The organism is Kitasatospora sp. NPDC041917, from assembly GCF_055589745.1.
In genome coordinates, this window is the sequence record NZ_JBVJBI010000004.1 from 331,050 (window position 1) to 355,920 (window position 24,871).

24 protein-coding genes and 1 pseudogene are annotated in these 24,871 nt (G+C 74.8%); 10 read left to right on the plus strand and 15 right to left on the minus strand.

The window, feature by feature from the left end; genetic code table 11:
• Positions 1-76 precede the first annotated feature (76 nt).
• Together ACZ6EM_RS07230 and ACZ6EM_RS07235 are read right to left on the minus strand one after the other, a co-directional pair.
• Entirely contained in the window at positions 77-2,851 is a 2,775-nt protein-coding gene (locus ACZ6EM_RS07230) for a lysylphosphatidylglycerol synthase transmembrane domain-containing protein (RefSeq protein ID WP_465771895.1), read from the minus strand.
• Between the two features lie 68 nt (positions 2,852-2,919).
• Positions 2,920-3,693, minus strand: coding sequence for an SDR family oxidoreductase (locus tag ACZ6EM_RS07235; protein WP_465771896.1), 774 nt, complete (start codon positions 3,691-3,693; stop codon positions 2,920-2,922).
• 212 nt (positions 3,694-3,905) lie between these two features.
• Here ACZ6EM_RS07235 and ACZ6EM_RS07240 point away from each other — a divergent pair, with 212 nt between their 5' ends.
• From ACZ6EM_RS07240 to ACZ6EM_RS07250, 3 genes are all read left to right on the plus strand, one after another.
• Positions 3,906-4,172, plus strand: coding sequence for a UBP-type zinc finger domain-containing protein (locus ACZ6EM_RS07240; protein WP_359902101.1), 267 nt, complete (start codon positions 3,906-3,908; stop codon positions 4,170-4,172).
• Positions 4,173-4,366: 194 nt separating this feature from the next.
• Positions 4,367-4,639 carry a hypothetical protein gene (locus ACZ6EM_RS07245; protein WP_380352428.1) on the plus strand — a complete coding sequence of 91 codons (273 nt, stop codon included), beginning with the start codon at positions 4,367-4,369 and terminating at the stop codon, positions 4,637-4,639.
• A 252-nt stretch (positions 4,640-4,891) separates the two neighbouring features.
• Positions 4,892-5,971 carry a sigma-70 family RNA polymerase sigma factor gene (locus ACZ6EM_RS07250; RefSeq protein WP_465771898.1) on the plus strand — a complete coding sequence of 360 codons (1,080 nt, stop codon included), beginning with the start codon at positions 4,892-4,894 and terminating at the stop codon, positions 5,969-5,971.
• A 45-nt stretch (positions 5,972-6,016) separates the two neighbouring features.
• Here ACZ6EM_RS07250 and ACZ6EM_RS07255 read toward each other — a convergent pair.
• Positions 6,017-6,208, minus strand: a pseudogene (locus ACZ6EM_RS07255) (STAS domain-containing protein); the annotation flags it as partial.
• Between the two features lie 92 nt (positions 6,209-6,300).
• On the opposite strand from ACZ6EM_RS07255, the gene ACZ6EM_RS07260 reads away from it, so the two are divergent.
• Positions 6,301-6,792, plus strand: coding sequence for an NUDIX domain-containing protein (locus ACZ6EM_RS07260; RefSeq protein ID WP_401051526.1), 492 nt, complete (start codon positions 6,301-6,303; stop codon positions 6,790-6,792).
• A gap of 53 nt (positions 6,793-6,845) precedes the next feature.
• Here ACZ6EM_RS07260 and ACZ6EM_RS07265 read toward each other — a convergent pair whose 3' ends face one another.
• The 4 genes from ACZ6EM_RS07265 to ACZ6EM_RS07280 form a co-directional block, all read right to left on the minus strand.
• Entirely contained in the window at positions 6,846-7,607 is a 762-nt protein-coding gene (locus ACZ6EM_RS07265; protein ID WP_401051523.1) for a Clp protease N-terminal domain-containing protein, read from the minus strand.
• A 120-nt stretch (positions 7,608-7,727) separates the two neighbouring features.
• Positions 7,728-8,471, minus strand: a complete 744-nt coding sequence (locus tag ACZ6EM_RS07270) for a tyrosine-protein phosphatase (protein ID WP_359902117.1) — start codon at positions 8,469-8,471, stop codon at positions 7,728-7,730.
• 184 nt (positions 8,472-8,655) lie between these two features.
• Positions 8,656-9,417 (minus strand): VC0807 family protein, encoded by a 762-nt coding sequence (locus tag ACZ6EM_RS07275; RefSeq protein WP_465771900.1) that lies wholly within the window; start codon positions 9,415-9,417, stop codon positions 8,656-8,658.
• Between the two features lie 158 nt (positions 9,418-9,575).
• Positions 9,576-10,286 (minus strand): hypothetical protein, encoded by a 711-nt coding sequence (locus ACZ6EM_RS07280; RefSeq protein WP_465771901.1) that lies wholly within the window; start codon positions 10,284-10,286, stop codon positions 9,576-9,578.
• A 372-nt stretch (positions 10,287-10,658) separates the two neighbouring features.
• Between ACZ6EM_RS07280 and ACZ6EM_RS07285 the strand changes: the two genes are divergently transcribed.
• The 3 genes from ACZ6EM_RS07285 to ACZ6EM_RS07295 all read left to right on the plus strand — a co-directional run bounded on the left by ACZ6EM_RS07285 (position 10,659) and on the right by ACZ6EM_RS07295 (position 14,634).
• Positions 10,659-11,534 carry an RNA polymerase sigma factor gene (locus ACZ6EM_RS07285; protein WP_465771902.1) on the plus strand — a complete coding sequence of 292 codons (876 nt, stop codon included), beginning with the start codon at positions 10,659-10,661 and terminating at the stop codon, positions 11,532-11,534.
• Positions 11,531-12,631 carry a hypothetical protein gene (locus ACZ6EM_RS07290; RefSeq protein ID WP_465771903.1) on the plus strand — a complete coding sequence of 367 codons (1,101 nt, stop codon included), beginning with the start codon at positions 11,531-11,533 and terminating at the stop codon, positions 12,629-12,631. The genes ACZ6EM_RS07285 and ACZ6EM_RS07290 overlap by 4 nt, the downstream gene beginning before the upstream one ends.
• Before the next feature lie 413 nt (positions 12,632-13,044).
• On the plus strand, positions 13,045-14,634 hold the full coding sequence (locus ACZ6EM_RS07295; protein WP_465771904.1) for a protein kinase domain-containing protein: 1,590 nt from the start codon (positions 13,045-13,047) through the stop codon (positions 14,632-14,634).
• Between the two features lie 324 nt (positions 14,635-14,958).
• Here the strand turns inward: ACZ6EM_RS07295 and ACZ6EM_RS07300 are convergent, their stop codons facing one another.
• The 5 genes from ACZ6EM_RS07300 to ACZ6EM_RS07320 all read right to left on the minus strand — a co-directional run bounded on the left by ACZ6EM_RS07300 (position 14,959) and on the right by ACZ6EM_RS07320 (position 20,065).
• A complete protein-coding gene (locus ACZ6EM_RS07300) occupies positions 14,959-15,669 on the minus strand; it encodes a class I SAM-dependent methyltransferase (RefSeq protein WP_359910346.1) in 711 nt (236 codons plus the stop codon).
• Positions 15,670-15,971: 302 nt separating this feature from the next.
• Positions 15,972-16,493, minus strand: a complete 522-nt coding sequence (locus ACZ6EM_RS07305; RefSeq protein ID WP_401047904.1) for an ion channel — start codon at positions 16,491-16,493, stop codon at positions 15,972-15,974.
• Positions 16,494-17,127: 634 nt separating this feature from the next.
• Positions 17,128-17,436, minus strand: a complete 309-nt coding sequence (gene tatA, locus ACZ6EM_RS07310) for a Sec-independent protein translocase subunit TatA (protein ID WP_359910355.1) — start codon at positions 17,434-17,436, stop codon at positions 17,128-17,130.
• A gap of 211 nt (positions 17,437-17,647) precedes the next feature.
• Positions 17,648-18,217: a methyltransferase family protein gene (locus tag ACZ6EM_RS07315; RefSeq protein ID WP_465771905.1), complete on the minus strand. Its 570-nt coding sequence runs from the start codon at positions 18,215-18,217 to the stop codon at positions 17,648-17,650.
• A gap of 285 nt (positions 18,218-18,502) precedes the next feature.
• The gene (locus ACZ6EM_RS07320) at positions 18,503-20,065 is read right to left on the minus strand and encodes an MFS transporter (RefSeq protein WP_401051375.1); all 1,563 of its coding nucleotides are present in this window, start codon (positions 20,063-20,065) and stop codon (positions 18,503-18,505) included.
• 144 nt (positions 20,066-20,209) lie between these two features.
• Between ACZ6EM_RS07320 and ACZ6EM_RS07325 the strand changes: the two genes are divergently transcribed.
• Entirely contained in the window at positions 20,210-20,800 is a 591-nt protein-coding gene (locus ACZ6EM_RS07325) for a TetR/AcrR family transcriptional regulator (RefSeq protein WP_401051378.1), read from the plus strand.
• A 76-nt stretch (positions 20,801-20,876) separates the two neighbouring features.
• Here ACZ6EM_RS07325 and ACZ6EM_RS07330 read toward each other — a convergent pair whose 3' ends face one another.
• Positions 20,877-21,194, minus strand: a complete 318-nt coding sequence (locus ACZ6EM_RS07330; RefSeq protein ID WP_359910367.1) for a cupin domain-containing protein — start codon at positions 21,192-21,194, stop codon at positions 20,877-20,879.
• A 131-nt stretch (positions 21,195-21,325) separates the two neighbouring features.
• Here ACZ6EM_RS07330 and ACZ6EM_RS07335 point away from each other — a divergent pair, with 131 nt between their 5' ends.
• Positions 21,326-21,592, plus strand: coding sequence for a hypothetical protein (locus ACZ6EM_RS07335; protein WP_401051382.1), 267 nt, complete (start codon positions 21,326-21,328; stop codon positions 21,590-21,592).
• Positions 21,593-21,671: 79 nt separating this feature from the next.
• Here the strand turns inward: ACZ6EM_RS07335 and ACZ6EM_RS07340 are convergent, their stop codons facing one another.
• A complete protein-coding gene (locus ACZ6EM_RS07340; RefSeq protein ID WP_465771907.1) occupies positions 21,672-22,829 on the minus strand; it encodes an acyl-CoA dehydrogenase family protein in 1,158 nt (385 codons plus the stop codon).
• 288 nt (positions 22,830-23,117) lie between these two features.
• Here ACZ6EM_RS07340 and ACZ6EM_RS07345 point away from each other — a divergent pair, with 288 nt between their 5' ends.
• Positions 23,118-24,314: a TetR/AcrR family transcriptional regulator gene (locus tag ACZ6EM_RS07345; RefSeq protein WP_465771908.1), complete on the plus strand. Its 1,197-nt coding sequence runs from the start codon at positions 23,118-23,120 to the stop codon at positions 24,312-24,314.
• Here ACZ6EM_RS07345 and ACZ6EM_RS07350 read toward each other — a convergent pair.
• On the minus strand, positions 24,311-24,655 hold the full coding sequence (locus ACZ6EM_RS07350; RefSeq protein WP_465771909.1) for a hypothetical protein: 345 nt from the start codon (positions 24,653-24,655) through the stop codon (positions 24,311-24,313). The genes ACZ6EM_RS07345 and ACZ6EM_RS07350 overlap by 4 nt on opposite strands.
• Positions 24,656-24,871: the final 216 nt, after the last annotated feature.

The following is a 24,871-nucleotide window of genomic DNA, read 5'->3' on the forward strand; positions in this document are numbered from 1 at the left end:
GGCTGCGGGCCCGCAGCCCCCGCCCCCGCCCCGCCCCCACCCCGGGCTCGCTGCCACCCGGACCGGCCGTCCCGGTTCAGAGGGCCCGGCGGCGTTGCAGCCAGACGAAGGCCGCCCAGCCCGGCAGCACCGGCAGGATCAGCGTCAGCAGGCGGTACAGCGCCACCGCGGCCAGTGCGCCGCCCTGTTCCATCGAGGCGGTCTGCTGGAGCAGCAGGCCCAGCATCCCGTCCACCGCGCCGACCCCGCCCGGGGTCGGCGCCGCGCTGCCCACCGCGTTGCCCACCAGGAACACCACCGCGACCGCGGCGAAGGACGGCTCCGGGCCGATCGCCCGGGCACAGCAGTACAGGCAGGCGATCAGGCAGATCGACACCAGCAGCTGCCCGGTCACGCCCACCGCCAGCCGGGTCGGGCTGCGCAGCAGGTCCAGCAGCCGCGGCAGCACCTCGGCCGTCAGCGGCCGCAGCCGCGTCGCCAGCCACCGCCGCGCCACCGGGATCGCCGACACCCCCGCCAGCAGCGCCGCCGCCCCCGCCAGCCCGGCGACCACCGCGGGCAGCGCGTCCAGCTCGGAGCCTCCCGGCTCGAAGCCCAGCAGGTAGACGAAGGCCCCCAGCTGCAGCAGGTGCAGCACCAGGCCGATCAGCGTCCCCACGCCGACGCTGGACAGCGCCTGCGCGGTGGGGATGCCCGCCCGCTGCAACAGGCGGGTGTTCAGCGCGACCCCGCCGACGCCGCCGGGCGACACCAGCTTCACGAACGACCCGGCCACCTGCGCCAGCACCGCGTTGCGGAAGTTCAGCCGCTCCGGCACGAAACCGACGAAGCCCATCGCCGCCGCGACGTGGCTCGTCGCCGCCGCCACCAGCGCCAGCAGCAGCCACCAGGGATCGGCGTCCGCCAGCGCGGAGACCGGATTGTCCTCCGCCGCGAACAGCTGCGGGATCAGCAGCCAGCCGGCGACCACGCCGCCCACGACGATCAGCAGGGTCCGCGGCCGCAGCCGCTCCAGCCGCACCGGGCGGCCCACCACCTGCGGGCGGGTGCGCAGGACCTCCGCGCGGATCTCGTCGAGGAGGCCGCCGGGGGCGGGGGAGTCGTGCGGGGTCCCCGGCTCGGGGGTGGTGGCGGCTCCGGTGCCACCGGTGGGCGCGCCCACGTCACCGGCTGCTGCGCCGTGGCTGCCGCTCGCCACGGCGGCGGCTCGGGCGGTGGTGCGTTTGGCGTGCTGCCTGAGGGCGCGGCGGGTGGTGTGGGTGAGGGCGATGGGCTGGAGCAGCGGGAGGGCGGCGTCGATCGGGTCGGGGCCGAGGACGGCGGTGGCCGTGCGGACCGAACGGGCGGCGCCGGCGCGCAGGGCGAGGGTGGTGAGGAGCTGGGCGAGGTCGCAGCACAGGACGAGTTCGGTGGCGGCGATGTCGCCGTCGGCGAAGTCGACCAGGTGCACGGCGCCGGAGCCGTCGATCAGCAGGGAGGAGGGGACGAGGGCGCGGTGGGCGATCTCGCGGCGCTGGAGCAGGGCGAACTGCCGCCAGGCGTCGGTGAGCAGCTCGTCGGTGATCTCCTCGTCGGTGAGTTCGTCGAGGGTGCGTCCGGCCAGCCGCTCGTACGCGATGAGGGCGGTGTCCTGGCCGATGCCCGCGGTGGCGGCGATGCGGCGGGTGCGGACGCCGGCCGCGAGGGCCGCGTACGTGACCAGGGCCTCGTGCTCCAGGCCGGTGCGCGGGGAGCGCAGGACGCGCGGGTCGGGGGCGGTGCGCAGGCGCAGCCGGCGCCAGGCGCGCTGGACGGCGGCGGCGGTGACGGCCTGCCGGTCGAGGAGCTGGACGTCGAGGTCGGGGCGGTCGTCGGCCTGCCGGACCCGGTAGCGGTCGGGGCCGGCCGGCCGGGCCTCGACCGGGCGCAGGCCGCTGTCGCGCAGGGCACGCAGGAGCTCGCCGGGCCGGGGGCAGGGGTCGGGGGTGCCGACCGCGTACAGGGTGCCGTGGGCGCCGGTCCAGCCGATCAGCAGCCCGAGCAGGAGCGCGGTGGGGGTGGCGTACCCGCCGGTCAGCCCGGCCAGGCCGGAGAGGGCGAGGACGGTCCACGGCAGGCGGCGTTCCCGGCTGCCGGAGGCGGTCATGAAGGCGAGGGCCGGCGCGAGGTAGCCGTAGACGGACTCGGTGTGCCCGAGCCCGCCGCTGCCGGGCAGCGGCTGGGTGAGCACGGAGAGCAGTGAGGGCGGGGCGAGGCCGTCGGCCCAGAGGTCCAGTCCGAGTGTGGCGCCGTACGCCAGGACGGCGGCGAGCAGCCCGTCGGAGACCTGCTGGAGGGCGCGTCGCCGGTCGGGGCCCAGCAGCCGGCGGACGGCGAGGCCGACCGGGAGCAGCAGGACGGCGGCGGTGGTGAGACCGCCGGCCAGTCCGGCCAGCGGGCGCGGCACCAGGGAGGCCGCCTCGGCGACGTCGGCGGCGATGCCACCGGTGGTGGCGCGGGCGTAGTCGGCGAGCAGCAGGGTGAGGGCGATGGCGAACAGGCCGCCGAGCAGCCGGATCAGGGCGACGGGCTGCCGGACCCGGTCGGTGGCGGGCAGCGGACGGGCCCGGAACCGGCCGGGGCCGGCCTGCTCGGGTATCCGGGCGGGGGCCGTTCCGGGGCTGCCGTCGGTCGGTACCCCGGTGCCGTCGGTGGATACTCCGGTGCCGTCGGCCGATGACCCGGTGCCGTCGCCGCTGCTGCCGCTGTCGGTGCCGGCGCCACTTCTGCCGCCGGTGTCCCGCGTCCGCGTGCCGCGTTTCCGTTGTGCGGGCGCACCGCCGGGGTCGGCCCCGCCGGTGTCGCCGTTCGTTCTCCCCGTCACGATCGCCACGGATGGCATGCTCCCATGCCGCCCGCGGGCGAGGGGCGGGGATTCGGCAGTGCCGGGACGACGCGGCCCTACGCCTGCCGGGTCGGCAGGACGACCAGGTGGCGCAGGTTGACGTGCCGGGGGCGGCTCACGGTGTAGGCGATGAGGTCGGCGACGTCCTCGGCCGCGAGCGCCGGGATGGCGGTGAACATGCCGCCGAGCTGTTCGCGCAGCACCGGGTTGTCGATGTGCCCGGCGAGTTCGGTGTCGGTCAGTCCGGGCTCGATCGCGCTGACCCGGACGTCGCGCGGGCCGAACTCGCTGCGCAGGGCGGCGGACAGCTGGGTGAGCGCGGCCTTGGTGGCCCCGTACACCGCGTAGTCGGGGAAGACCACGTGCGAGGCGATCGAGGAGACGTTGACCAGGTCGGCGGTGCGGCCCTCGGCGGCGGCCGCGGTGAGGTCGGAGCCGAAAGCGCGGACGATCCGCAGCGCGCCGGTGAGGTTGGTGTCGACCATGCGGGTCCACTCGTCGATCCGGCCGTCGGCGAGGGGGTTGGGCAGCATCACCCCGGCGTTGTTGACCACCAGGTCGACCGGGCCGTAGGCGTCGTGGACGGTCTTCGCGGCGGCGTCCACCGAGGCCTGGTCGGTGATGTCGGTGGTGACGGCCAGCGCCCGTCCGCCCGCGGCGGCTATCTCGGCGGCGAGGGCGTCCAGCCGCTCGGTGCGGCGGGCGAGCAGGGCGACCCGGGCGCCGGATGCGGCGAGCAGGCGGGCGGTGGCGGCGCCCATGCCGCTGGCGGCTCCGGTGACGACGGCGGTGCGGTCGGCGGTGCGGGCGTCGGCGGAGGGGTGGCTCATCGGGGGCTCCAGAGGTTCGGTCGGGCCGGTGCCGACCACTCTGCGCGGGCTGCGAGCGGTTACCCAGGGTTGCGCTTTTCCCGGGAACTCCCTTCCTGGGACGGCCCTTCCTGGGACGGGCGAACCCGGGAACGGCAGTGCCACCCTCGGGGCGCCCGTCCGTGGCCGCCCTGAGCGGGCGTTCCGTGCCGGGGCGGCATAGCCTTTCAGTCATGAGCGCCTGCGAAGACCTCGCTCTGGCCCCTCAGAACATCGAGCCCCGGCCGCCCGCCGACGGCTGCGCCGACTGCCTGGAGCAGGGCCGCCGGGACTGGGTGCACCTGCGGATCTGCCTGGACTGCGGCCACATCGGCTGCTGCGACTTCTCTCCGCAACGGCACGCCACCGCGCACTTCCACAACACCTCCCACCCGGTGATCCGCTCCTACGAGCCGGGAGAGGACTGGCGTTGGTGCTTCGTCCACGAGGTCATGGGCTGAGCCGGTCACGCGTCTGACGGGGCCCGCGTACCGGCGCTCGCGCAGGCTCCCGCGGACGTCTCCCGGGTGTGGCGCCCGCACATCCCTTCCGCACTGGCACGGACCTGCAATCCGGATAAAATCCGGACATAAAGCCCGTTCGGCCCCACCGGCCGGCGTCCGTCCGGCCGGTGGCCGACGAAGGGAGGCCGACGATGACCAAGCGAACGCCCGGCAGCACCGCCAAGCTCCGCCAGGGCACCCAGGAACTGCTGGAACGCCGGGGCATGGCGAGCCCGCCCGCCCGGTTCGCGCCGATGCCGAGCGCCGGCGCGATGTCCTACGCCGCCGCCGGGCACGGTGCCGGCGAATCGTTCCGGCACGGTGGAAGGGACGCGCCGGGCACGACGATGCACGCCGCCCCGGCGATGCACGCCGAGCTCAAGGGGCACCGGCACCGTGGCGCGGAGAAGCACTCCGCCCACTGAGCCGCACCGCACCGGACCGTGCCGCGGTGCACTGCACCGCACAGCGGACGGAGCGCTCCTGGCGCATCGTCAGACGTTCCCCGTCCCCCGCGGCGGCCGGTCGGCGACGGCTTCGGCCCGTTCCCGCAGGGCTGTTGCGCCTGAGCGCGGTCGGCACGGTCGTTGTCAGTGGTGTGCGCTACGTTCGTCCCGTTCACCAGGGCACAGGCACCGGTGCAGGTGCGGGGCAGGACGACGGGGGCGGGGCGCACGATGACCGACGTGATCACGGAGGAGCCGGTCGAGCTCCAGTTGGAGCGGTACCGCACCGAGTTGACCGGTTACTGCTACCGCATGCTCGGCTCGGTCTTCGAGGCGGAGGACGCGGTGCAGGAGACCATGGTCCGCGCCTGGCGCGGGCACCGGGGGTTCGAGGGGCGGGCCGCGCTGCGCTCCTGGCTGTACCGAATAGCCACCAACGTCTGCCTGGACGCGCTGAACGGCCGCAACGGCCGGGCCCGGCCGATGGACCTGGCCGGGCCGGTCACGGTGGCCGCGGCGCACGACACCCGGCTCCCCGAGGTGACGTGGATCGGTCCGGCGCCGGACGGCCGGGTGCTGCCCGAGACGGGGGACCCGGCCGAGGTGGCCGTCCAGCGCGAGTCGGTGAAGCTGGCCTTCGTCGCGGTGCTGCAGCGCCTCGCGCCCCGGCAGCGGGCGGTGCTGATCCTGCGCGAGGTCCTCGGCTGGAAGGCCGCCGAGGTGGCCGAACTGCTCGGCGTCACGGTGGCCTCGGTCAACAGCGCGCTGCAGCGGGCCCGGGCGGTGCTCGCCGTCGACGCCTCGGCGGCCCGGCCGGCCCCCGAGCTGGACGAGGGCCGGCGCGCGCTGCTGGACGGCTACGTCCGCGCTTTCGAGGCGTACGACATGGACGGTCTCGCCGCGCTGCTGCACGAGGACGTCACGCTCAACATGCCGCCGTTCTCGATGTGGCTGCGCGGGCGGGACGAACTCCGGGCGTGGATGCTGGGCCCCGGTCACGGCTGCCGCGGTTCCCGGCTGCTCCCGGTGACCGCCAACGGAGGCCCGGCCTTCGGCCAGTACCGGCCGAGTCCGGCGGGCGGGTACGAGCCGTGGGCGCTGATCGTGCCGGAGACGTCAGAGGGGCGGATCACCGGCTTCACCAACTTCCTGGACACCGAGGTGCTCTTCCCGCTCTTCGGCCTCTCGCCCCGACTGGAGGCCGATCCGGTCGCGGAGTCCGCCGCCGAAGCCGTCGAGCCCGTCGAGCCCGCCGAGCCCGTCGAGCCCGTCGAGCCCGCCGAGCCCGCCGTGGACTCCGTCGCCGAGTAGCTCCGCGAAGGCCGGGGGGTCGGCCGTGCCCGGCAGCAGCGCCGACAGGCCGCTGAACGCCAGCAGTTCGCGCAGCGGGCCGCCGGCGTTCACCAGCACCACGGCCACTCCGTGCCGGGCGGCGGCCAGCCGCAGCCGGGCGAGCGCGTCGACGACGGCCAGGTCGGGGGCGGTCAGCGCGCCCAGGTCGCAGGTCAGTACGGGGCGTTCCGGTTCGGCTTCCACGGTGTTCATGCCGGATAGGACCGCCGGGGCGGCCTCGACTCATCGGTCGTCGGCTGGTGGCAGAGTGGGGGCGACCGAACCCGCCCCGTCCCAGGAGGAGCACCGTGACGGCTGAGCCGTTGAAGTCCCGCGAGGAATGGCTGGCCTCCCTGCCCCGGATCTACGCGGCGGCGGGGTGCCTGCTGCGGGACGGGTCCGGCCGGATCCTGATCGTGAAGGCCGGGTACCGCGAGCACTGGCAGTTCCCGGGTGGCACGATCGACCTCGGCGAGGGCCCGGTGGAGTGCGCCGAGCGGGAGCTGCAGGAGGAGACCGGCCTCGTCCGGCGGGCGGGCGAGCTGCTGGCCATCTCCTGGACCCACGCCTCGGCCGAACTCGACCACCCCGCCCAGCACTTCATGTTCGACTTCGGTGACGTCCCGGACGGCACCCCCGTGACCGTCCCGGCCGGCGAGCTGGACGACTACCGCTGGGCGTCGGTCGAGGACGCCCTGGAGCTGCTCGGCCCGGCCCGGTCGGCCCGGCTGCGGGCGGCGCTGGAGGCGGCCGAGGACGGCCGGGTGCGGATCGTCACCACCCACGTCTCCGGGTTCTGAGCGCACGTGCCCCGTCCCGGGCGGGAGTTCCGTCCGGGACAGGGCACGGGGCCTCACCGCTGCGGCTCGGCCTCCGCGTCCCGGGCGGCGGCGACGATGGCGGCGATCGCCTCCGAGACGAAGGCCTCGGCGGCGGGCTTGTCCACCTTCAGTCCGGCCAGCACGCCCTGGCCGTTCTCCAGCTCCAGCAGGGCGAGCAGGAGGTGCTCGGTGCCGACGTAGTTGTGCCCGAGCTTGAGCGCCTCGCGGAAGGTCAGTTCCAGCGCCTTCTTGCTCTCGGCGTCGAACGGGATCAGTGCCGGCAGGTCGTCGGCGGCGGCCGGCAGGGCGGCGGCGGCCACCGCCCGCAGGGCCTCCGGGGTGACGCCCTGGGCGGTGAGCGCCTTCATGCCGATGCCTTCGGGCTCGGCGAGCAGGCCGAGCACCAGGTGCGCCGTGGTGATCTCGGCGTTGCCCGCCTTGCGGGCCTCCTCCTGGGAGGCCACCACGACGCTGCGGGCCCGGGGCGTGAACCTGCTGAAGCCCTGACTGGGGTCGAGGTCGTTCGGGGCGCCCGGATCCTTGGGCACGAAGCGCTTCTGGGCGGCCTGCTTGCTGACGCCCATGCTGCGGCCGATGTCGGTCCAGGAGGCGCCGGAGCGGCGGGCCTGGTCGACGAAGTGGCCGATGAGGTGGTCGGCGAGTTCGCCGAGGTGGTCGGCGGCGATGACCGCGTCGGAGAGCTGGTCGAGCGCGTCGGTGTGGACCTTCTTGATCGCGGCGATCAGGTCGTCGAGGCGCAGCGGAGTGCTGTTGGGAACAACGGGATTCTCCATGCGTCAACCGTAGGTTGTCGATCCGGGGATCGTCAACCATCGGTTGACGATGGTTTGCGGAAGTCTTCCCGGGCGTCCCGGGGAACCCTTTCGGAGCCCCGGCGGCTTCGGGGGCCCGCGCTACGCGGCGGGCAGCAGCCGCTCCCGGACGGCGGCGATCCGCTCGGGCGCGACACCCGCCGCGAGCAGGTAACCGACCGGGTCGAAGTCGTCGAGCGCGGCCGCCAGGGCGTCCTCCGCGGTGGTCCCGGCCTCGGCGAGCACCGCGTCGATCCGGCGGTACGGGTCCGGCAGGCCCAGCATCCCGTACAGCGGACGGACGTTGGGGCCGCTCATCAGGTAGTCCTCGGCGATCGCGGCCCGGTCGACCCCGGCCAGGGCGAGCAGCAGCAGGACGGCCAGGCCGGTGCGGTCGCGGCCGGCGCCGCAGTGCACGACCACGCCGCCGGGGCGGGCGTCGGCGAGCGCGGAGACCAGCGCGGCGGCGGCGTGCGGGCAGTGGTCCAGGTAGGGGCGGAGCGCGAGCGGGGTGCCGTCCAGTCGTCCGTGGGCCTCCCACCAGGCGGGGCCGGCCAGTTCGTCCAGCGGGACGCGGACCAGCTCGACGTCCTCGGGGAGCGGGAGGAGCGGCTTGTACTCCTCGGCGTTGCGCAGGTCGACCACGGTGCGGACGCCGTGGTCGAGGAGGGCGTCCCAGCCCTCGGCGGTGAGGCGGTCCAGGTTGTCCGCCCGGACCATCGCGCCGTGGGCGGTGGGCCGGCCGGAGGCGGTGGGCAGGCCGCCCAGGTCGCGGACGTTCAGGCAGCCGTCCCAGACGAGCGTGCGGTCCTCGGTGCTGCTCGGCGCGTGCGTCGTCCGGTACATGGGGGTCCCCGTTTTCCTCGGCGGGGGTCCCGTTACCCCCTCGTTATGAACGACTCCCGGGGGATCCGGATGGTTCCTCGCCGTTCGAGCCCCTGGAACCGGCTGTTCAGGGAGGTGTTCAGGGAAGTGTTCGGGGGCGGCTGTTCAGGGAACCGGGTGTTCGGGAAAGCGGCGGGCCGTCTGCTCAGGCGGCGGTCGGGGCCTCGGTCTCGGTGCGGACCAGCCGCTCCATCGGCTCGACCGCGATCTGGCCGAGCATCGAACCGGCCACGATCGCGCCGATCAGGACGACGGTGGACAGCCAGGCCATGGTCGACACCGGCAGGGTGAAGGCGCCGACCACCCGGGCCGCGCACTCGGTCAGCAGCGCGGTGCCCCAGATGCCCGAGAACAGCCGCTCGTGGCGGCGGAAGGCCCGCGCTCCGGCCGCCCGGCCCTCGACCAGCCGCTGCCAGGCGGCCGCGCGCTCCGGCCGGCCCTTGGTGAGGAAGGGCATCAGCATCGGAGTCATCACCGGTCGGCCGACCAGCGCGGAGACCAGGATCGCCAGTGCCACGGTGCCGCTCAGCCCGCCGTCCTTGGCGATCATCAGGCGGGCGTCGCCGGTGACGAAGGTCAGCGCCAGGCCCGCCAGGTTGACGGTCAGCATCAGGGCGGCCCACAGGTTGAGCCTGCGCTCGACCAGCAGGCCGAGGACGGTCCGGGCGGCCGGGAAGGCACTGCTCCAGGCCAGTGCGGCGAACTCGCTCAGGCCGAGGGTCGAGTGCAGCAGGTAGTAGCCGGCCAGCGGGGCGGCCACGTCGAGGGCCAGCGGGCGGAGCCCGGAGACCAGCGGGTTGGGGGCCTTGGCGTGGGTGGCGGCGCCGGTGGCGGCGGACGTGGCCGGGGTGGTGCCGGTGTGGGCGACGGTGCTGGTGACGGCGGCGGCACTGACGGTCTGGCTCACGGTGGGTTCCTCCCCGGCTGGTGGCCGCGGGCCGCTGCCCGCGTCGTGCCTCCAGTCTTTCCGTCCGACCCTCCGTCAGCGCAGTGCCGTCCGTTGCGTCATCCGCGTGACGGTTGTCATGGTGCGCGCCGTGACACCGCCTCCGACCTGCGGATTTCCTACCCCTCGTCGGGGAAGGTCCACAGTGCGCGGCCCAGGGTGTCCAGGCAGCGGACGGTGCCGAAGCGCTCGTCGCCGGCGGACAGGAAGCCCTGCGCGACACCCGCCAGAACGGTCCGGGCGACGCCGTCGCCGCGGGTCCAGGCGCCGGTCAGCACCAGCGCCTCGTCGGTCAGCTCGGCGCGCTGCACCCGGGCCACCGCCGCGGTCAGCAGCGCGGCGTTGACCGCCTCCAGCTCGGCGGGCAGGAGGTAGGTCTCCCCGGCGGGGGTGCGGTCCGCCTCGGCCCGGCGCCGCAGCTCCGGCAGGCCGTAACGGTGCACGGCGGCGACCGCGTCGTCCAGCGGGAGCTGCCAGCGCGGCCCGGGCAGCACCTCCCACCAGACGTCCTCGCCGACCGGCAGCACCTCGCCGATCCGGGCCCGCCAGGTCTCGACGCCGTACCGGGTGCGCGGGTCGGGCCGGTGGCCGGGGAGGGCCGCGACGCTCCAGTCGGTGCGTCGGACCACGCTGAGCTCGAAGGTGAAGGGCACCCGGTCGGCGGCGGGGCGCTCGACCAGGCCGAGCAGCAGCCAGTGGGTCTCGTCCGGCAGGCTGAAGGTCCGGCGCCACCCGATGAGGCCCAGGGCGCGCAGGGCGGGTGCGAGGTGCTCGCGCAGGCCCTTCGCATGGAGCTCGTGGAGCCCGTGGAGCTCGTGGGCGGTCGTCATCGCGGTCTTTCCCTGCTGGTCGTGGTGTCGGACGGGTGCGCCGGGTGCGGTGCGCCGGGCCCGGCGCCGGTGGTGGTCCCCGTCAGTGCTGGTCCCCAGCGGCACGGCTCAAACCAGGCAGGGTCGTGCGACCGGGGCCCGCACGGGTCGTGCGTGCGCCCTCGGACACGGCGGTATCCCGGCGGCGGGCCGGGTGCGTCGGCGGACCCCGTGTCGGGGCGGGCCGTCGGCCCGGACTGCTTCGCCCACCGACAACGTAGGCCGGACGGGCCCGTCCGGGCCGTGGGCGAACGACAGCAGTCCTCGGGACCTTGGCCCCGGCCGCGGGCGGTCGTTCGGCCGGAGCCGAAGTGTTCGCCCGAATGGCGCATCATGTGGCGGGTGCAGAGTGCAGAGCGCCCCGGAGCGGGCACCGACGGACCCGTCGGCCGGTCCGGACCAGTCCCACCCGCCGGCCCGCCGCCGGGCCCGGCCCCCGCTCCCCCCGACCTGACCGAGGCGGTCCGGGCCGCGCAGGCCGGGGACGAACAGGCGTTCCGGCTGCTGTTCCGGACCGTCCAGCCGGGCCTGCTGCGCTACCTGCGGGTGCTGGTCGGCGGCCGGCCGGAGGACGCGCAGGACGCCGAGGACATCGCCTCCGAGACCTGGCTGCAGATCGCCCGCGACCTGCGCGGCTTCTCCGGCGACGGGGACGGCTTCCGGGGCTGGGCCGCCACCGTCGCCCGCCACCGCGCCCTCGACCACCTGCGCGCCCGGCGCCGCCGTCCGGTCACCGACCTGCCGTTCGAGCAACTGGTCGAGCTGGCGGCGGGGGACGACACCGCGCGTGCGGCGCTGACCACGGTCGGCACCGCCGACGCGCTGGCCCTGATCTCCCGACTGCCGCGCGACCAGGCCGAGGCCGTGCTGCTGCGGGTGGTCATGGAGCTGGACGCGGAGAGCGCCGCCCGGGTGCTCGGCAAGCGGGCCGGCAGCGTCCGGATGGCCGCCCACCGGGGGCTGCGGCGGCTGGCCAAGCTGGTCGAGCCGCGCGCCTCCGGGGGCGGTATCCCGGCGGTCCGGGCCGGCGCGGCGACGGCCGGGGCCCAGGCCGGACCGGGCGCCGGGGCCGGGGGGAACGCCGCCGGGGCGGCGGCCGGAGTGAGCGGGGGCGAGGCCGTTGGGCGACCCGTGGGGAAACCCGCGGAAAAAAGTTCTCCGCAGGGTGTGACAGAACGCCGGGCCGCGACGCTGAAGGACATGAGATGAGCACCAACCGATCCCGTCGGATCGACCGTGATGCCGCCGAGCAACTGCTCGGTGGTGCCGTGGGCGGCCCGTCGGCCGGGCAGGACGCCTCGCTCACCGGACCGGACGGCGGTCCCGGGCAACTCGCCCGGGTGCTCGCCGCGGCCGCCGCCCCCGCGACGGCCGGCGAACTGGCCGGGGAGGAGGCCGCCCTGGCCGCGTTCCGGGAGGCGAGTCTCACGCCCGACCCGACAGTGACCCCCGTCCGGAGACGATCGATGGCAACCGCGGTGCTGGCCAGGGCCTTCAGCATGAAGGCCACTGCCGTCGTGCTCGGCACCACCGCGCTGTGCGGTGTCGCCGTCGCCGCCGGCACCGGCAACCTGCCGCCCGCGCTGGGCGGCGGCCCGTCCGCGCCGGAGCACAGGCTCGCGGGCCGGGACGCTGCCACCGGCCCGGCGTCGGGCCCGGCGGTCGTCGGGTCGTCGGCGGGCGTGGCCCCGTTCGGTGCCGTGGCGTCCGGTTCCGCCCGTCCGTCCGGCAGCGCCTCCGCCGGACCGCAGGCGGTCGTCCCGTCCGGCCCCGCGACGCCCGGCACCCCCTCGCCCGAGGGGCGCGGTGGCCGTTCGGCCGTCCCGCCCGCGCTGCTCGGCCTCTGCACCGGCTTCGCCGACCGTACGGCCAAGGGCGACCGCCCGAGCCGACTGGCCGGCGAATCGCTGTACGGCCCGCTGGTCGCGGCGGCCGGTGGCGCGGACCGCGTGACGGACTACTGCCGGGCCGCGATCGACGATGAGGGCGGCGAGGACGGCGACCACCAGGGCGCCACCGGCCCGACGCGCGACCCCGGCCGCACCGGCAGCGGCAGCGGGGCGAACGCCGGATCCGGCAAGGGGAACACCGGCGGCGGCCGGACCGACGGAAACGGCAACAGCAACGGAAGCGGCAGCGGAAACGGGCGCGGCAACACCAGCGGCGGCAGCGACGGCGAGGGCACCGGCGGCGCCGGTACCAGGCCGGGCAAGTCCGGCGTGACCGCCCCGGCCGTCCCCAACGCGCAGGACGGCCGCCCGGACAAGCCCGACCGGACCGAGAACGAACAGTCGGCCGGGAGGTAGCCCCCAGGACTCCGGGTGGGCGGCGAGCGACTCCCCCCGGGCTCGCCGCCCACCCGGAACAGCACCACCCGTACCACCCGCAGGACCCGCACCACCCGCAGGAAGCAGTACCACCCGAAGACCCCGGGTGGCCGGTCGGCTCCCCCGTGCCCACCGGCCGCCCGGCCGGCCCCGGCCGGACCGGCAGGCGCACCCCCCGGACGCGCCGCCGGCCCGGCCGGCCCGGAAACGTGCGGCCCGCCCGCCCGCAGTCAGGGCGGGCCGCACCCCCGTGCCGGCGGCCGGGGGACCGCTGCCCGGTCCCCCGACCGCCACCCTCCGCCCCTGGTCGGCGCGTTCGGCGGTGCGGCTATCGTGCACAGGTGCACGAGGCGGCCCGGGACCCCGGGCAGGGCACGTGAGGGGAGCTCCAGGTGATCGGACGGGCGCTGAACGGGCGTTACGAACTCGTCGACTTGCTCGGCGTCGGCGGCATGGCCACCGTCTGGCGCGGGACGGACCGGGTGCTGGGCCGTCAGGTGGCCGTCAAGGTCCTCAACGGCGGACTCGCCGACGACCCCCGCTTCGCCGAGCGCTTCAGCCGCGAGGCGCAGCACGCGGCCATGCTGGCGCACCCGAGGATCGTCATGGTCTTCGACTCGGGCGTGGACCAGGGCACCCCGTTCATCGTCATGGAGCTGGTCAACGGCCGTTCGCTGGCCGCCCTGCTGGCGGAGCAGCAGGCGCTGCCGGTGGAGCGCGCCGTGGGCATCGCGGCGGCGGTCTGCGAGGCGCTGTCGGTCGCGCACGCGGCCGGGCTGGTGCACCGGGACATCAAGCCCGGGAACATCATGATCACCGATGACGGCGGGGTGAAGGTCGTCGACTTCGGCATCGCCAGGGCCGGTTCCTCCAGCAACCTGACCCAGACCGCGAGCGTGCTCGGCACGGCCGCCTACCTCTCGCCCGAACAGGCCACCGCCTCGGAACTGGACGGGCGGACGGACCTGTACGCGGTCGGCTGCGTGCTGACCGAGATGCTCACCGGCGCGACCCCGTTCACCGCCGAAACCCCGGTGGCGATCGCCTTCAAGCACGTCAGCGAGCAGCCGCTGCCGCCGTCCGCCCGCCGCCAGGGCCTGCCGCCCGCGCTGGACGCGGCGGTGCTGCGGCTGCTGGCCAAGAACCCGGTCGACCGCCCGGCCGACGCGGCCACCGCCCGGGCCGAACTCCTCGGCACCGTACCGGGGCTGATGGTCGCCGACCCGACGGCGGAGCTGCTCGCGAACGCGGGCGGGGCCGCCACCCAGCTGCTGCCGCCGGTGCCGCACTTCCCGGCGCCGAACCAGCAGCACACCACGGTGCTGCCGCCCCAGCCGCCGGCCGCCACCTCGGTGATGGCGCCGATACCCGCCCCGGCGGCTCCCGCCTACGTCCCGGTCCCAAGGCCCGGGCCCGGGAACGCGCCCGCGCCTGCCCGCAGCCGGCGGAAGCCGCTGGTGTTCGGGGCGTTGGGCGTGGCGGGCCTGGCCGGCGTCACCGCGCTCGCCCTCACCGCCTTCGACGAGCCGGCCGGCAACGCGGCCGCCGCCAAGCCCGCCGCGGCCACCGCCCCGTCCACCGCCCCGGTCACGACGCCCACCCCGAAGGCCTCCGCGGGCTCGGCGGCGCCCACCACCAGCTCGGCGGCGCCGTCCGCACCCCCGGCCCCCACCCAGGCCGTCCCGCGCAACCAGCCGGCAGCGCTGCAGATCCAGGCCTTCCGCCAGGCCGTCGCCCAGGCCCAGGTCGGCAGGGAGCGGGACAAGCAGACCGACCTGTTGAGGATCCTCGACACCACTGCCGCGCGCCTCAACGAGGGCAACCCGGACGACGCCGCGCAGGAGCTCAAGAACGCCCAGAAGGTGGTCAAGGACATGGGCAAGAAGCACGCCATCGACGTCCCGACGTACGCCAACTGGAACGCCCGCCTCTCGGCCCTGTTCGCCACCCTGCACACCGCCGTCGACCTCCAGGACGACTGACGGGCCCGGCCGCCTGTCACCGGCTACCGGCTCCGGCCGTCGGCTACCGGCTTCGCGGAGGCGGATTCGCGTCCTTCGCCGCGGGTGAGGGTTCCATCCTGAGTGCACAGCACTGTCCACAGCCTGTGGACAGTGCTGTGGGCCGGCCACACCGACCACACCGACCGCACCGACCACGGCGGCCCCGGCATCCGAAGGCGCGGGAAGTCGGCCCGGCCGACTTCCCGTGCAGCGGAGGCCCCGCCGACCGGCCGGCGGAAACGTCGGGGCGCACGCCCGTCGGCCCCTTGCGCGGCAAGGGGCCGACGGAAACCCCGGTGGCGCCTACCTGGCGGCGGTGACGGGCTTGCGGGCCCGGGTCAGCAGGGAGACGCCCGGCAGGCCCTGGACGGGCAGGTAGCGCTCGGCGGCGATCACCGTGCTGAGCGCGGTGTTGATGAAGGCCGGAACGTCGTCCAGGTCGCTGCCGGTGCTCTTCTTCCGGCGCCAGGCGGCGGCCGGACGGAGCAGGACGTTCCAGCTGTCCAGGGTCTCCATGGTGAAGCCGCTGCCGACGATCACCTCGCGCAGGGTGTCGCGGGTGTAGCGGCGGACGTGGCCGACCGCGACGTCGTGCGCCGACCAGAGCCTCATGTCGCTCGGCACCGCGATGAGTGCCACCCCGCCGGGGCGCAGCACCCGGTGGATCTCGGCCATCGCCGCGTCGTCCTCCTCGATGTGCTCCAGCACGTCGAAGGCGACCACCAGGTCGATCGCGCCGTCGGCGACCGGGAGCCTGCGGGCGTCGGCCCGCATCACGGTGAGCCCGCGGTCGCGGGCCACCTGGGCGCCCTCCTCCCCGTACTCGATCGCGATCGGCTTCCACCCGTTCGCCCTCAGCACCCGGGTGTTGCCACCGCCCGCGGCCCCGATGTCCAGCGCGGTGCCGGCCTTGCTGAACTTGGCGAGCTCCCGGCCCAGCAGTATCCGCCGCTCCTTGTACCACCAGTGCCGGTCCTCGAGCTCGGCGAGCTTGCGTACCTCATGACCTTCCACGGACCCTCCCGGACTTCTTCGTCTCCCTGGCCGCCGCGGAACGCGTCGTCCGGCCGAGCGAAAACATGAGAATTTCGTGAGGTCACTTTACGGGTACGGCGTCCTCGCGGATCCGGGCAGCCCGGTCGGCCGGAGCGTGGTGTCGGCCGGGTGCCGGTGGGCGGCCCGCAGCCCTCGACGAGGCGGCCGGTTCGGAGCCAACCATCAAAGAACTGAAGGATTTTGACGAATCGTCGGAAAGATTTGTCGACGGGGTGGCCGCAGGGGTGCCGGGCGGACGTCCGTTGCCGTCCGCGCCGGCCTCAGTCCTGCCGTCGGATCCGTCGCTCCACGTTCCCCCGGGCCGCCCGGGACGCCGTTCCGGCCGCCGCCGCGAGGAACACGAAGTTGTACCCGATCTGCAGCACCACCACGAGGCGCGCCGTCTGCCCGGCCGGGGTGATGTCCCCGTACCCGACCGTCGCCATCGTCACCACGGTGAAGTACAGCGCGTCCAGCCGGGTCTCCAGCCCGGCGAACTCCGGCTTGTTTGCGCCCAGCACGTAGTACGTCCCCGCGAAGATGGTCATCGCCAGGAAGATGAGGAAGGCCAGCCAGACCACCGGCCGCTTGGCCGTCCCCCGCATCACCCCGACGATCTTGGCCAGCATCAGCCAGGTCAGCCCGACCAGCGCACCCGCGAACACCAGCCAGCTCAGCAGCGGCCGGCGCTCGCCGAGCCACTCCAGGGGCAGCGTGAAGTACCCGACCATCAGCAGCGTCGACGCGATCAGCAGCCAGAGCCAGGCCCGCAGGTCGGCAGGGGGCGGAGAGTTCTCGGACATCCCGCCCAGCCTCCCCGGGCCCGGGCCCGTCCGCTCGCCCGCCTGGTCCGATCGGGCGAGCCCCCGCGCCGTCGCCGTACGGGCCGCCGCAGCTGCGGCCCCTCCGTTTCGGCGGTATCTCGGCGGTCACCCGGTCGGTGACGGCCGCCTTGATCCTGGGGTCCTCGGCCAGCGGGGCCATCGTCGCGAGGTAGCGGTCGGTGTCGCTGATCCCGGACCGTGCCCAGAACGCGAGGGCGCCGAGCGGGGTGAGCGCGCAGGCCGGCACGATCAGGAGGGCGGCGAGGAAGGAGCGGACCCGGTGCCGGGGCGGTGGGCGTTCCGCCGGGCGCAAGGTCGGCCCGGCGGCCACCTGTTCGGCGAGCCGTGCCTCCTGGGCCTCGACGGCGCTCAGCCGGGCCCGCAGCTCGGCCAGTTCGCCGCCGGGCCCGCCCTCGGGCCCGGCGCCGGATTCGCCGGTCGGCATGCCGGGCTCCGTTCCTCCGATGGGTGCATACCAGGAGACAACGGATCAGATCGGACGGCCAGTCGGGAGGGGCGGTGGCCGGAGCGGGCCCGGAACGGCTCAGGCCGGCCCCGGAACGCGGAAAGCCCCTGGTGGTTCACCAGGGGCTTTCCGGAGGAAGGGGTGGACTCAGGCGGTCGTCTCGGGCCGCTTGGTCTCGGTGGCCTTGGTCACGTTGGTCGGCGTGACGGCCGGGCGGTCGGCGCTCTGCTGGGGAGCGGTGGCGCCCTGCTGGGGAGCGGCGGTGCTCTGCGCGGTGCCGGCCGCGGCGTCCGCCGGGGTGTCGTCCTCGCGCATGGCCTTCGTCTCGGCCTTCAGGATGCGCATGGACTTGCCCAGGCCACGGGCCATCTCGGGCAGCTTCTTCGATCCGAACAGCAGGATTACGACCGCCAGCACCACGAGAATGTGCCAGGGCTCAAGACCGTTCCGCAGCATCCCTGGCCACCGGTCCCTTCTTGTCAGGAGTCATGGCGGGCGCTAGCGCCCGTGCTGGCCAGTATGCCTGTACCTGACGGCGAACGGATACACCAGCCGGGAAACGCTGGCCAAAAACCAGGTGCCGTTCGAGCGGATCGCGAGCGCGGCGGCACCGGCCCGGCCGGACGCGGGTGCCGAAGCTCACACCCGGCCGACCGCGTCGGGGCGTTCAGTGGACGAACGGCACCATGCGCTTCGTCACCCGGCGGTACTGCGCGTACTCGCTCCCGAAGGCGTCCAGCAGCAGCCGCTCCTCGGCGGAGATCCGCCAGCCGTACGCGGCGAACAGCAGGGCCGCGACCACCAGGGCGGCCGCCCAGCTGCCGGTGCCGACCGCGTAGCCGACCCAGACCAGCAGGCTGCCGGTGTAGCCGGGGTGCCGGATCAGCCGGTACGGGCCGGTGCGGACCAGGCGCTGGGTGTCCACGGTGCGCAGGGTGCGGGTGTAGTAGCGGCCCAGGGTGCGCATGCCCCAGGCCCGCAGCGCCAGCCCGGCGGCCACCAGGGCCACCCCGAACCAGGCGGCCCAGGAGGGCAGTTCGCCGATTCCGGCGCGGTCGAACAGCACCACGACCAGGACCGACAGGACGTAGCAGCCGAGCAGCAGCCGGGTGGACCCGCGGTCGCGGCGGTCGGCGTGCCAGGTGCCGGCGGCGGCGTCCTCGCGCCGGCGCAGCAGCAGCTCGTAGGCGACCCAGCAGAGGACGCCGAGGAGGGAGAGGAGGGCGGGCAGGGACATGAGGGGCTCCCGGCGGTCGGATCCGAGGTGTGCTTCGACGGTCCTCCCGGCGGGCGGCCGGCACACGCACCCGGGGGTGGACCCGGCGCGGTCCACCCCCGGGTGGAGGCGCGGCGCGGGGGCTCGCGGGCGCTCGGCGCGACCGCTGTGCGGGGGCGGGACGGCGGCTCCCGGGACGGCGGCTCCCGGGACGGCGGAGAGCCCCCGCCCGGGATGGGCGGGGGCTCTCGATGACTCGCGTGGATCGGGCCGGACGGGCCGGACGGGTCGGACGGGTCGGACGGGTCAGACGGCGGCGGGCTCCGGAGCGGGCTCCGGGGCGGTGGCGGGGGCGGCGGCCGGGAGGTGCCGCATCAGGCGGTAGGCCAGGACGGCGGCGCCCAGGGCGAAGACCAGGCCGACCACGGCCGCGACGTGCAGGCCGTCGGTGAAGGCGGTGCGGGTGGTCTCCAGCAGGTCGGCGCCGAGTCGGCCGGGCAGGTGGGCGGCGACGGTGACCGCTCCGCCGAGGGTGTCCTGGGCGGTCCGGGCGGCCTCGCCGTCGACCCCGGCCGGGAGGGCGCCGTCCAGCCGATGCCGGTAGACCGCGGCGCCGGCCGCGCCGAGCAGGGCGATGCCGAGCGAGCTGCCGAGCTCGACGGCGGTCTCGGAGGTGGCGGAGGCGGCGCCGGCCTGCTCGACCGGGGCGGCGGAGACGACCATCTCGGCGGTCATCGTCATGGTGCCGACCGTCCCGGCGGCCAGCACGCCGGCCGCGGTGAGGATGAGCGCCAGCGGGGAGTGCGGGCCGACCAGGGTCATCATCGCGAAGCCCGCCGAGCCGACCAGGAAGCCGCCGCCCATCAGCACCGCCGGGCGGACCTTCCCGGCCAGCGCCGAGCTGGTCCCGACCGCGGCGCCGACGCCCACGCTCGGCACCAGCGACCAGAGCGAGGCGGTCAGCGGGCTCATGCCCTTGACCAGCTGGAGGTACTGCGAAGTGAAGAGGGAGAAGCCCATCATCGCGAACATCGCGATGCTGTTGACGCTGATCGCGCCGCTGAAGGTGCGGATCCGGAACAGGCTCAGGTCGAGCAGCGGGTTCGCGGCGGTGCGCTGGCGCCGCACGAAGGCACCGGCCAGCAGCAGTCCGGCGGGGACGGCCAGCCCGGGCAGCGGGCTCCAGCCCTCGACGGCGATCGTCTTGACGCCGTAGACCAGCGGCAGGATCGCGGTCAGCGAGAGCACGGCGCCGAGCAGGTCGAAGCGGCCGGTGCGGCCGGTGGAGCGGTACTCGGGGAGCAGGACGGGCGCGGCCAGCAGCACCAGGGCCATCACCGGGACGGCGAGCAGGAAGGCCGAGCCCCACCAGAAGTGCTCCAGCAGGAGCCCGCCGGCGACCGGGCCGAGGGTGGCCCCGGCGGTCAGGATGCCGCCCCAGGCGCCGAGCGCGATCTGCCGCTGCTTGGGGTCGTGGAACATGTTGCGGATCAGCGCGAGGGTCGAGGGCATCACGGTGGCCCCGGCGGCGCCGAGCAGCGCACGCGCCGCGATCAGCTGGTTGGCGTCGTGCGACCAGGCGGCCAGCAGCGAGGCGCCCGCGAAGCCGGCGGCGCCGATCATCAGCAGTCGGCGGCGGCCGATCCGGTCGCCCAGCGCGCCCATCGTGATGAGCAGTCCGGCCAGCAGGAACGAGTACATGTCCATGATCCACAGCTGCTGGGTGCCGCTCGGCGCCAGCGTGGTGGAGATGTACGGGACGGCGAAGAAGAGCACGCCCATGTCCATGGTGAGGACGAGGGTCGGGAGTAGGAGGACGGCCAGGCCGATCCATTCGCGACGGCCTGCGCGGCCGGTGGTTGCGGTCATGGGGAAGACCGTACGGATGACTCAGACGCTTGTCTAGTACGTATGTGCAAGTCGCTCGTGCAAGACGGACGATCGAGTGAGACGGACGATCGAGTGAGACGAATGTGCGAGACATTCGTCCATGGCTTCCGTAGGATTCGGGGCATGGGAAACCGCGAAGACCTGATGGGCGGCGCCAAGCGCTGCCTGTACGAGAAGGGCTACGGCCGCACCACCGCCCGCGACATCGCGACCGCCTCCGGCGTCAGCCTGGCCGCGATCGGCTATCACTTCGGCTCGAAGGAGGCGCTGCTCAACGCGGCGATGATCGAGGCGATCGGGGAGATGGGGGAGGCCCTGGGCGCGGTGGTGATCGCCGCCAACCAGGTGTCGGACGACCCGGAGGTGCGCTTCGCGGCCGTCTGGGACGGCCTGCGGGACGTCTTCGTCGAGCACCGCGGGCTCTGGGCGGCCCAGTTCGAGGCGCTAGCCCAGGCGGGGCACGCCCCCGACCTGGCGGACGCCTTCGCGGCGGCGCAGAAGGAGGGCCGGCTCGGACTGGCCGCGGTGTTCCAGGGGCTGCCCGAGGTGCCGGACACCGCGGAGGAGGTCGCCCGCGGATCCTTCTACCAGACGCTGCTGGCCGGCTACTGTGCCCAGTGGCTGGCCGCGCCCGAGCTCGCGCCCAGCGGGCAGGACTTCCTGCGGGGACTGCGGCTGGTCAGTGACAGCGTGTTCGCCCCGGTGGAGCACTGACCCGCTACTGAGCTCTCGCCCGCTGAGGAGTCCGCGCCCGCTGCGGAGCCCTCTCCCGCTGCGGAGCCCTCTCCCGCTACGCGGTGACGGCGGTCAGCAGCACCACCGAGTCGACGTGCGCCAGCAGCCCGTGCCGCTCCTGCGGGACGGGCTCCAGGTGGCCGGCCGGCAGTTCCAGCCGCCGGCCGGCGATGGTCAGCGAGACCCGGCCGCGCAGCACCTGGACGCTGCCCGCGGCGGGCGGGTTGTGCTCGTCCAGCGTGGTGCCCGCGGTCAGCGCGATCACGGTCTGCCGCAGGATCCCGTCGTGCAGGACCAGGTGGGCGCTGCGCCCGTGCGGGCTCTCCGCCGCCCGGGCGGCGTGCTCCACGGCGAGCTGTTCGAGATCGGGCACCGCGCCTCCTCCTGGCTCCGGGCGCACTCCGTGAGCCCAGGGTCGCGGACGCCCGGGTGCCCCGCACCCGGAGGTGCCGCGGCCGGGCGGTCCGAGGTGCAGGCTCCGCCGACTGCCCGCATCGTGGAGGCATGGCGACCAACGACAGAGTCATTTCCGGGTTCCAGGTCAACCGCCCGCTGCTCACCGGCGGCGTGGCACTCACCGCGATCGGCACCCTGCTCAGCGCGACCGGGACGGTGGTGGTGTGCGCCGCGCTGATCGCGGCCGGCCGCAGCTGGGTGCGCGGTCTGGACACTCCGCCGACCGAGCTCGCCCAGCGGGCCCTGCGGGGGGCGAAGGTGGCGTCCAACGCGGGCTGGGAGGCCTGGCGCACCGAGCACAGCTCACCCAACTGAGACCGGCCGCCGGGCCGGCGAACAGCGGGGCGGGCCGCCGCGGAACGACGGCCCGCCGTGCCGTCGGACCCGAACGGCCCTACAGGCCCAGCGACTTGGCGATGATGCTGCGCATGACCTCGCTGGTGCCGCCGTAGATCCGGAACACCCGGTTGTCGGTGTAGAGCCGGGCGATCGGGTACTCCAGAATGTAGCCGTAACCGCCGTGCAGCTGGAGGCACTTGTCGATCACCGTGGAGGCCGACTCGGTGCAGAACAGCTTCGCCGCGGCCGCGTCCGCGACGGTCAGCTCGCCGTGCTGGTACAGCTCCAGCGCCCGGTCCACCATCGACTGCTGCGCCACCACCTGGGCCTCGCAGTCGGCCAGGGTGAACTTGGTGTTCTGGAACTCGGCCACCGCCTTGCCGAACACCTTGCGGTCCTTGACGTACTGGACCGCGAACCGCACCGCCGCCGCGGCCGCCGCGTACGCGCCGACGGCGATCGCCAGCCGCTCCTGCACCAGGTTGTGGGTCAGGTAGGAGAAGGCCCTGCCCTCCTCGCCGAGCAGGTTCTCCACCGGCACCCGGACGTCGCTGAACGCCAGCTCGGCGGTGTCCGAGGTGCGCAGGCCGATCTTCTGGAGCTTGCGGCCGACGGTGTAGCCCGCGGAGGCGGTGTCCACGCAGAGGATGGACAGCCCGGCCCGGCGGTTCTCCGGGTCGTACGGGGCGGTGCGGCAGACCACCAGGACGAGATCGGCCAGCACGCCGCCGGTGATGAAGGTCTTGGCGCCGTTCAGGACGTAGTGGGTGCCGTCCTCGGAGAGCCGCGCGGTGGTGGAGATGCCCGCGAGGTCGGAGCCGGCGCCCGGCTCGGTCATCGCGATCGCGGTCATGATGTCGCCGGAGACGAAACCGGGGAGCCAGCGCCGCTTCTGCTCCTCGTTCGCGTACTCCAGCAGGTACGGCAGCACCAGGCCGGTGTGCACGCCGGAGGAGCCGAAGCTCACGCCCGCCCGGGCGGTCTCCTCGGCGATCACCGCCTGGTACTTGAATCCGCTCTCGCCCGCGCCGCCGTACTCCTCCGGCACCTCGATGCCGTAGACGCCGAGCTCGCCGAGCTGCCGGTAGAAGTCGCGCGGCGGGTGACCGTCGGTCTCCCAGCTCTCGTAGACCGGGACGACCTCGTTGGCGATGAAGTCCCGGATGGTCTCCCGGAAGGCCTCGTGGTCCTCGTTGAACACGGTGCGGCGCACGGCGGCGCTCCCTTCGACGGCGCCGGCCGGGGCTGCCGGCCGGGGCGGAACCTGCCTGGTGGTGGCTCCACAAGTTAATCCGGGGTAGCTTCGGCTGTCCAGAGTCGGCCGGGCGCGGAAAGCCGGTGGGGAGCGCGGTCGGCGGGGGTGCGAAGTGAATCCTTGCTAGCCTTCCGTCGACGCCGGTCACGGTCCCGTTCCAGAGGTCGGCGCCGTGCCGGACCGGTGCCGGGCCAGTGCCGGACCAGTGCCGGACCAGTGCCCGGCCGAAGGGGAGGGAGGCTCGCCATGGTGGTCCGACGGCCGCCCGGGCGGCGCGCCCAGATCCTGGCCGTGGCCGCCGACCGCTTCCACCGCAGCGGCTACCACCAGGTCTCGATGACCGAGGTCGCCGCCGGCGTCGGCATCACCGCGCCCGCGCTCTACCGGCACTTCCGCGGCAAGCCCGAACTGCTGGACCGGGCCGTCCGGTTGGGCCTGGACGCACTTGCCGAAGGCCTGCGCCCGGCCCGCACCACCGCCGACCTCGGCGCCGCGCTGGCCGCCGTCGCGGTCGGCCACCGCCCGCTCGGCACCCTGGTGCAGCGCGACGCCCGGCTGCTGCCGCCGGCCCGGCGGGCGGCGCTGCGCCGTGAACTGCGCGCCGACGTCGCCCTGATGGTCGCGGTGCTGCGCGTGGAACGGCCGGAACTCGCCGCCGGGGACGCCGAGTTGCTGTGTTGGTCGGCGCTCTCGGCCTGCGCCGGGCTGTCCTACCAGTCGGCGGCGCCGCAGCCCCGACGGGCCGAGGCGCTGCTGCGCGGGATGGTCGCGGCCGTCCTGGCGGTCCCCCTGGGCGGTACGGCCACGGGGCCCTGCGCCGGGCCGGTGCCGGTGGCGCCGGAGCCCGCCTCCGGGGCGGCGCCGGAGCCCAGGCCGCGGGCGCGCCGGGAGGAGCTGCTCGCGGCGGCCGTCCGGCTGTTCCACCAGCGCGGCTTCGACAACGTCAGCACCGACCAACTCGGCGCCGCCGTCGGCATATCCGGTCCCAGTGTGTACCGGCACTTCGACAGCAAGGCCGAGCTGCTCGCCGCCTCGCTGGTGCGCAGCCGCGAGCGGCTCTGGCACGAGGTGGACGGCGCGATCTCGGCCGCCGCCGGGCCCGGGGCGGCGCTGGAGGCCGGGCTGGGCGCGTACGTCGGCTTCGCGCTGCGCAACGGGGACTACCTGGGCGCCATGCTGAGCGAGACGGAGCGGCTGGCCCCGCCCGACCGCCGGGCCGCGGTGGACTTCCGGCGGGACTTCCTGCGCACCTGGGTCGGCCTGCTGCGGCAGGTGCACCCCGGGCTCGACCCGGCGGCCGCCCGGATCCGGGTGCACGCGCTGTTCGCGCTGGTCAACGACGGGGTGCGGAACCGCCCGCACAGCACCAGGCCGGATCTCGGGGACTGCCTGCTGCGGCTCGGCCGGGCGGCGCTGGGGACGTCCGGGGGAGGGGCGCTCTAGCGGTTGCCCCCGGTGCCCCGGGAGTTCCCGCCGTTGCCCTGGGGGGCGCCGGTGTTCCCGCTGTTGTTCTGGGTGCCGCTGACGCTTCCGCCGTTGCCCGTCACCGCGAGGTTGTTGTTCTGGTTGCCCGCACCCGAACCGGTGGCCGTCTGCTGGGTGTTGACCACGTTTCCGTGGACGTCGCCGATGATGTTGCCGGAGCCCGCGTCGCTCACCACGCTGCCGGCGGAGTGATCGGTCGGGCCGGCTCCGTTGTCGGCGTGCGCGGTGGCGGCGCCGACGCCGACGAGGAGGAACGCCCCGAGGGCGGCGGTGGCGGCGGCTGCGCGAATACGGGACACGCTGGTCTCCCTGGCGAGAAGTGCGGATCGTGGCGCCGTCCGGGGTGGCCGCTCCGGGGCGCCGTGGCCCGCGGGGCCCGGCGGCTCGCCGTACGTACGTCGCCGGTTCAGCATTCACCAGTGCGGTGGACGAACTCCACCGAACGGGTGGAAATTCCCCCGATGGGGGAGGACCGGTCACTTCGGAGTTGACGATATTCCGTCATTCCGTCAGGA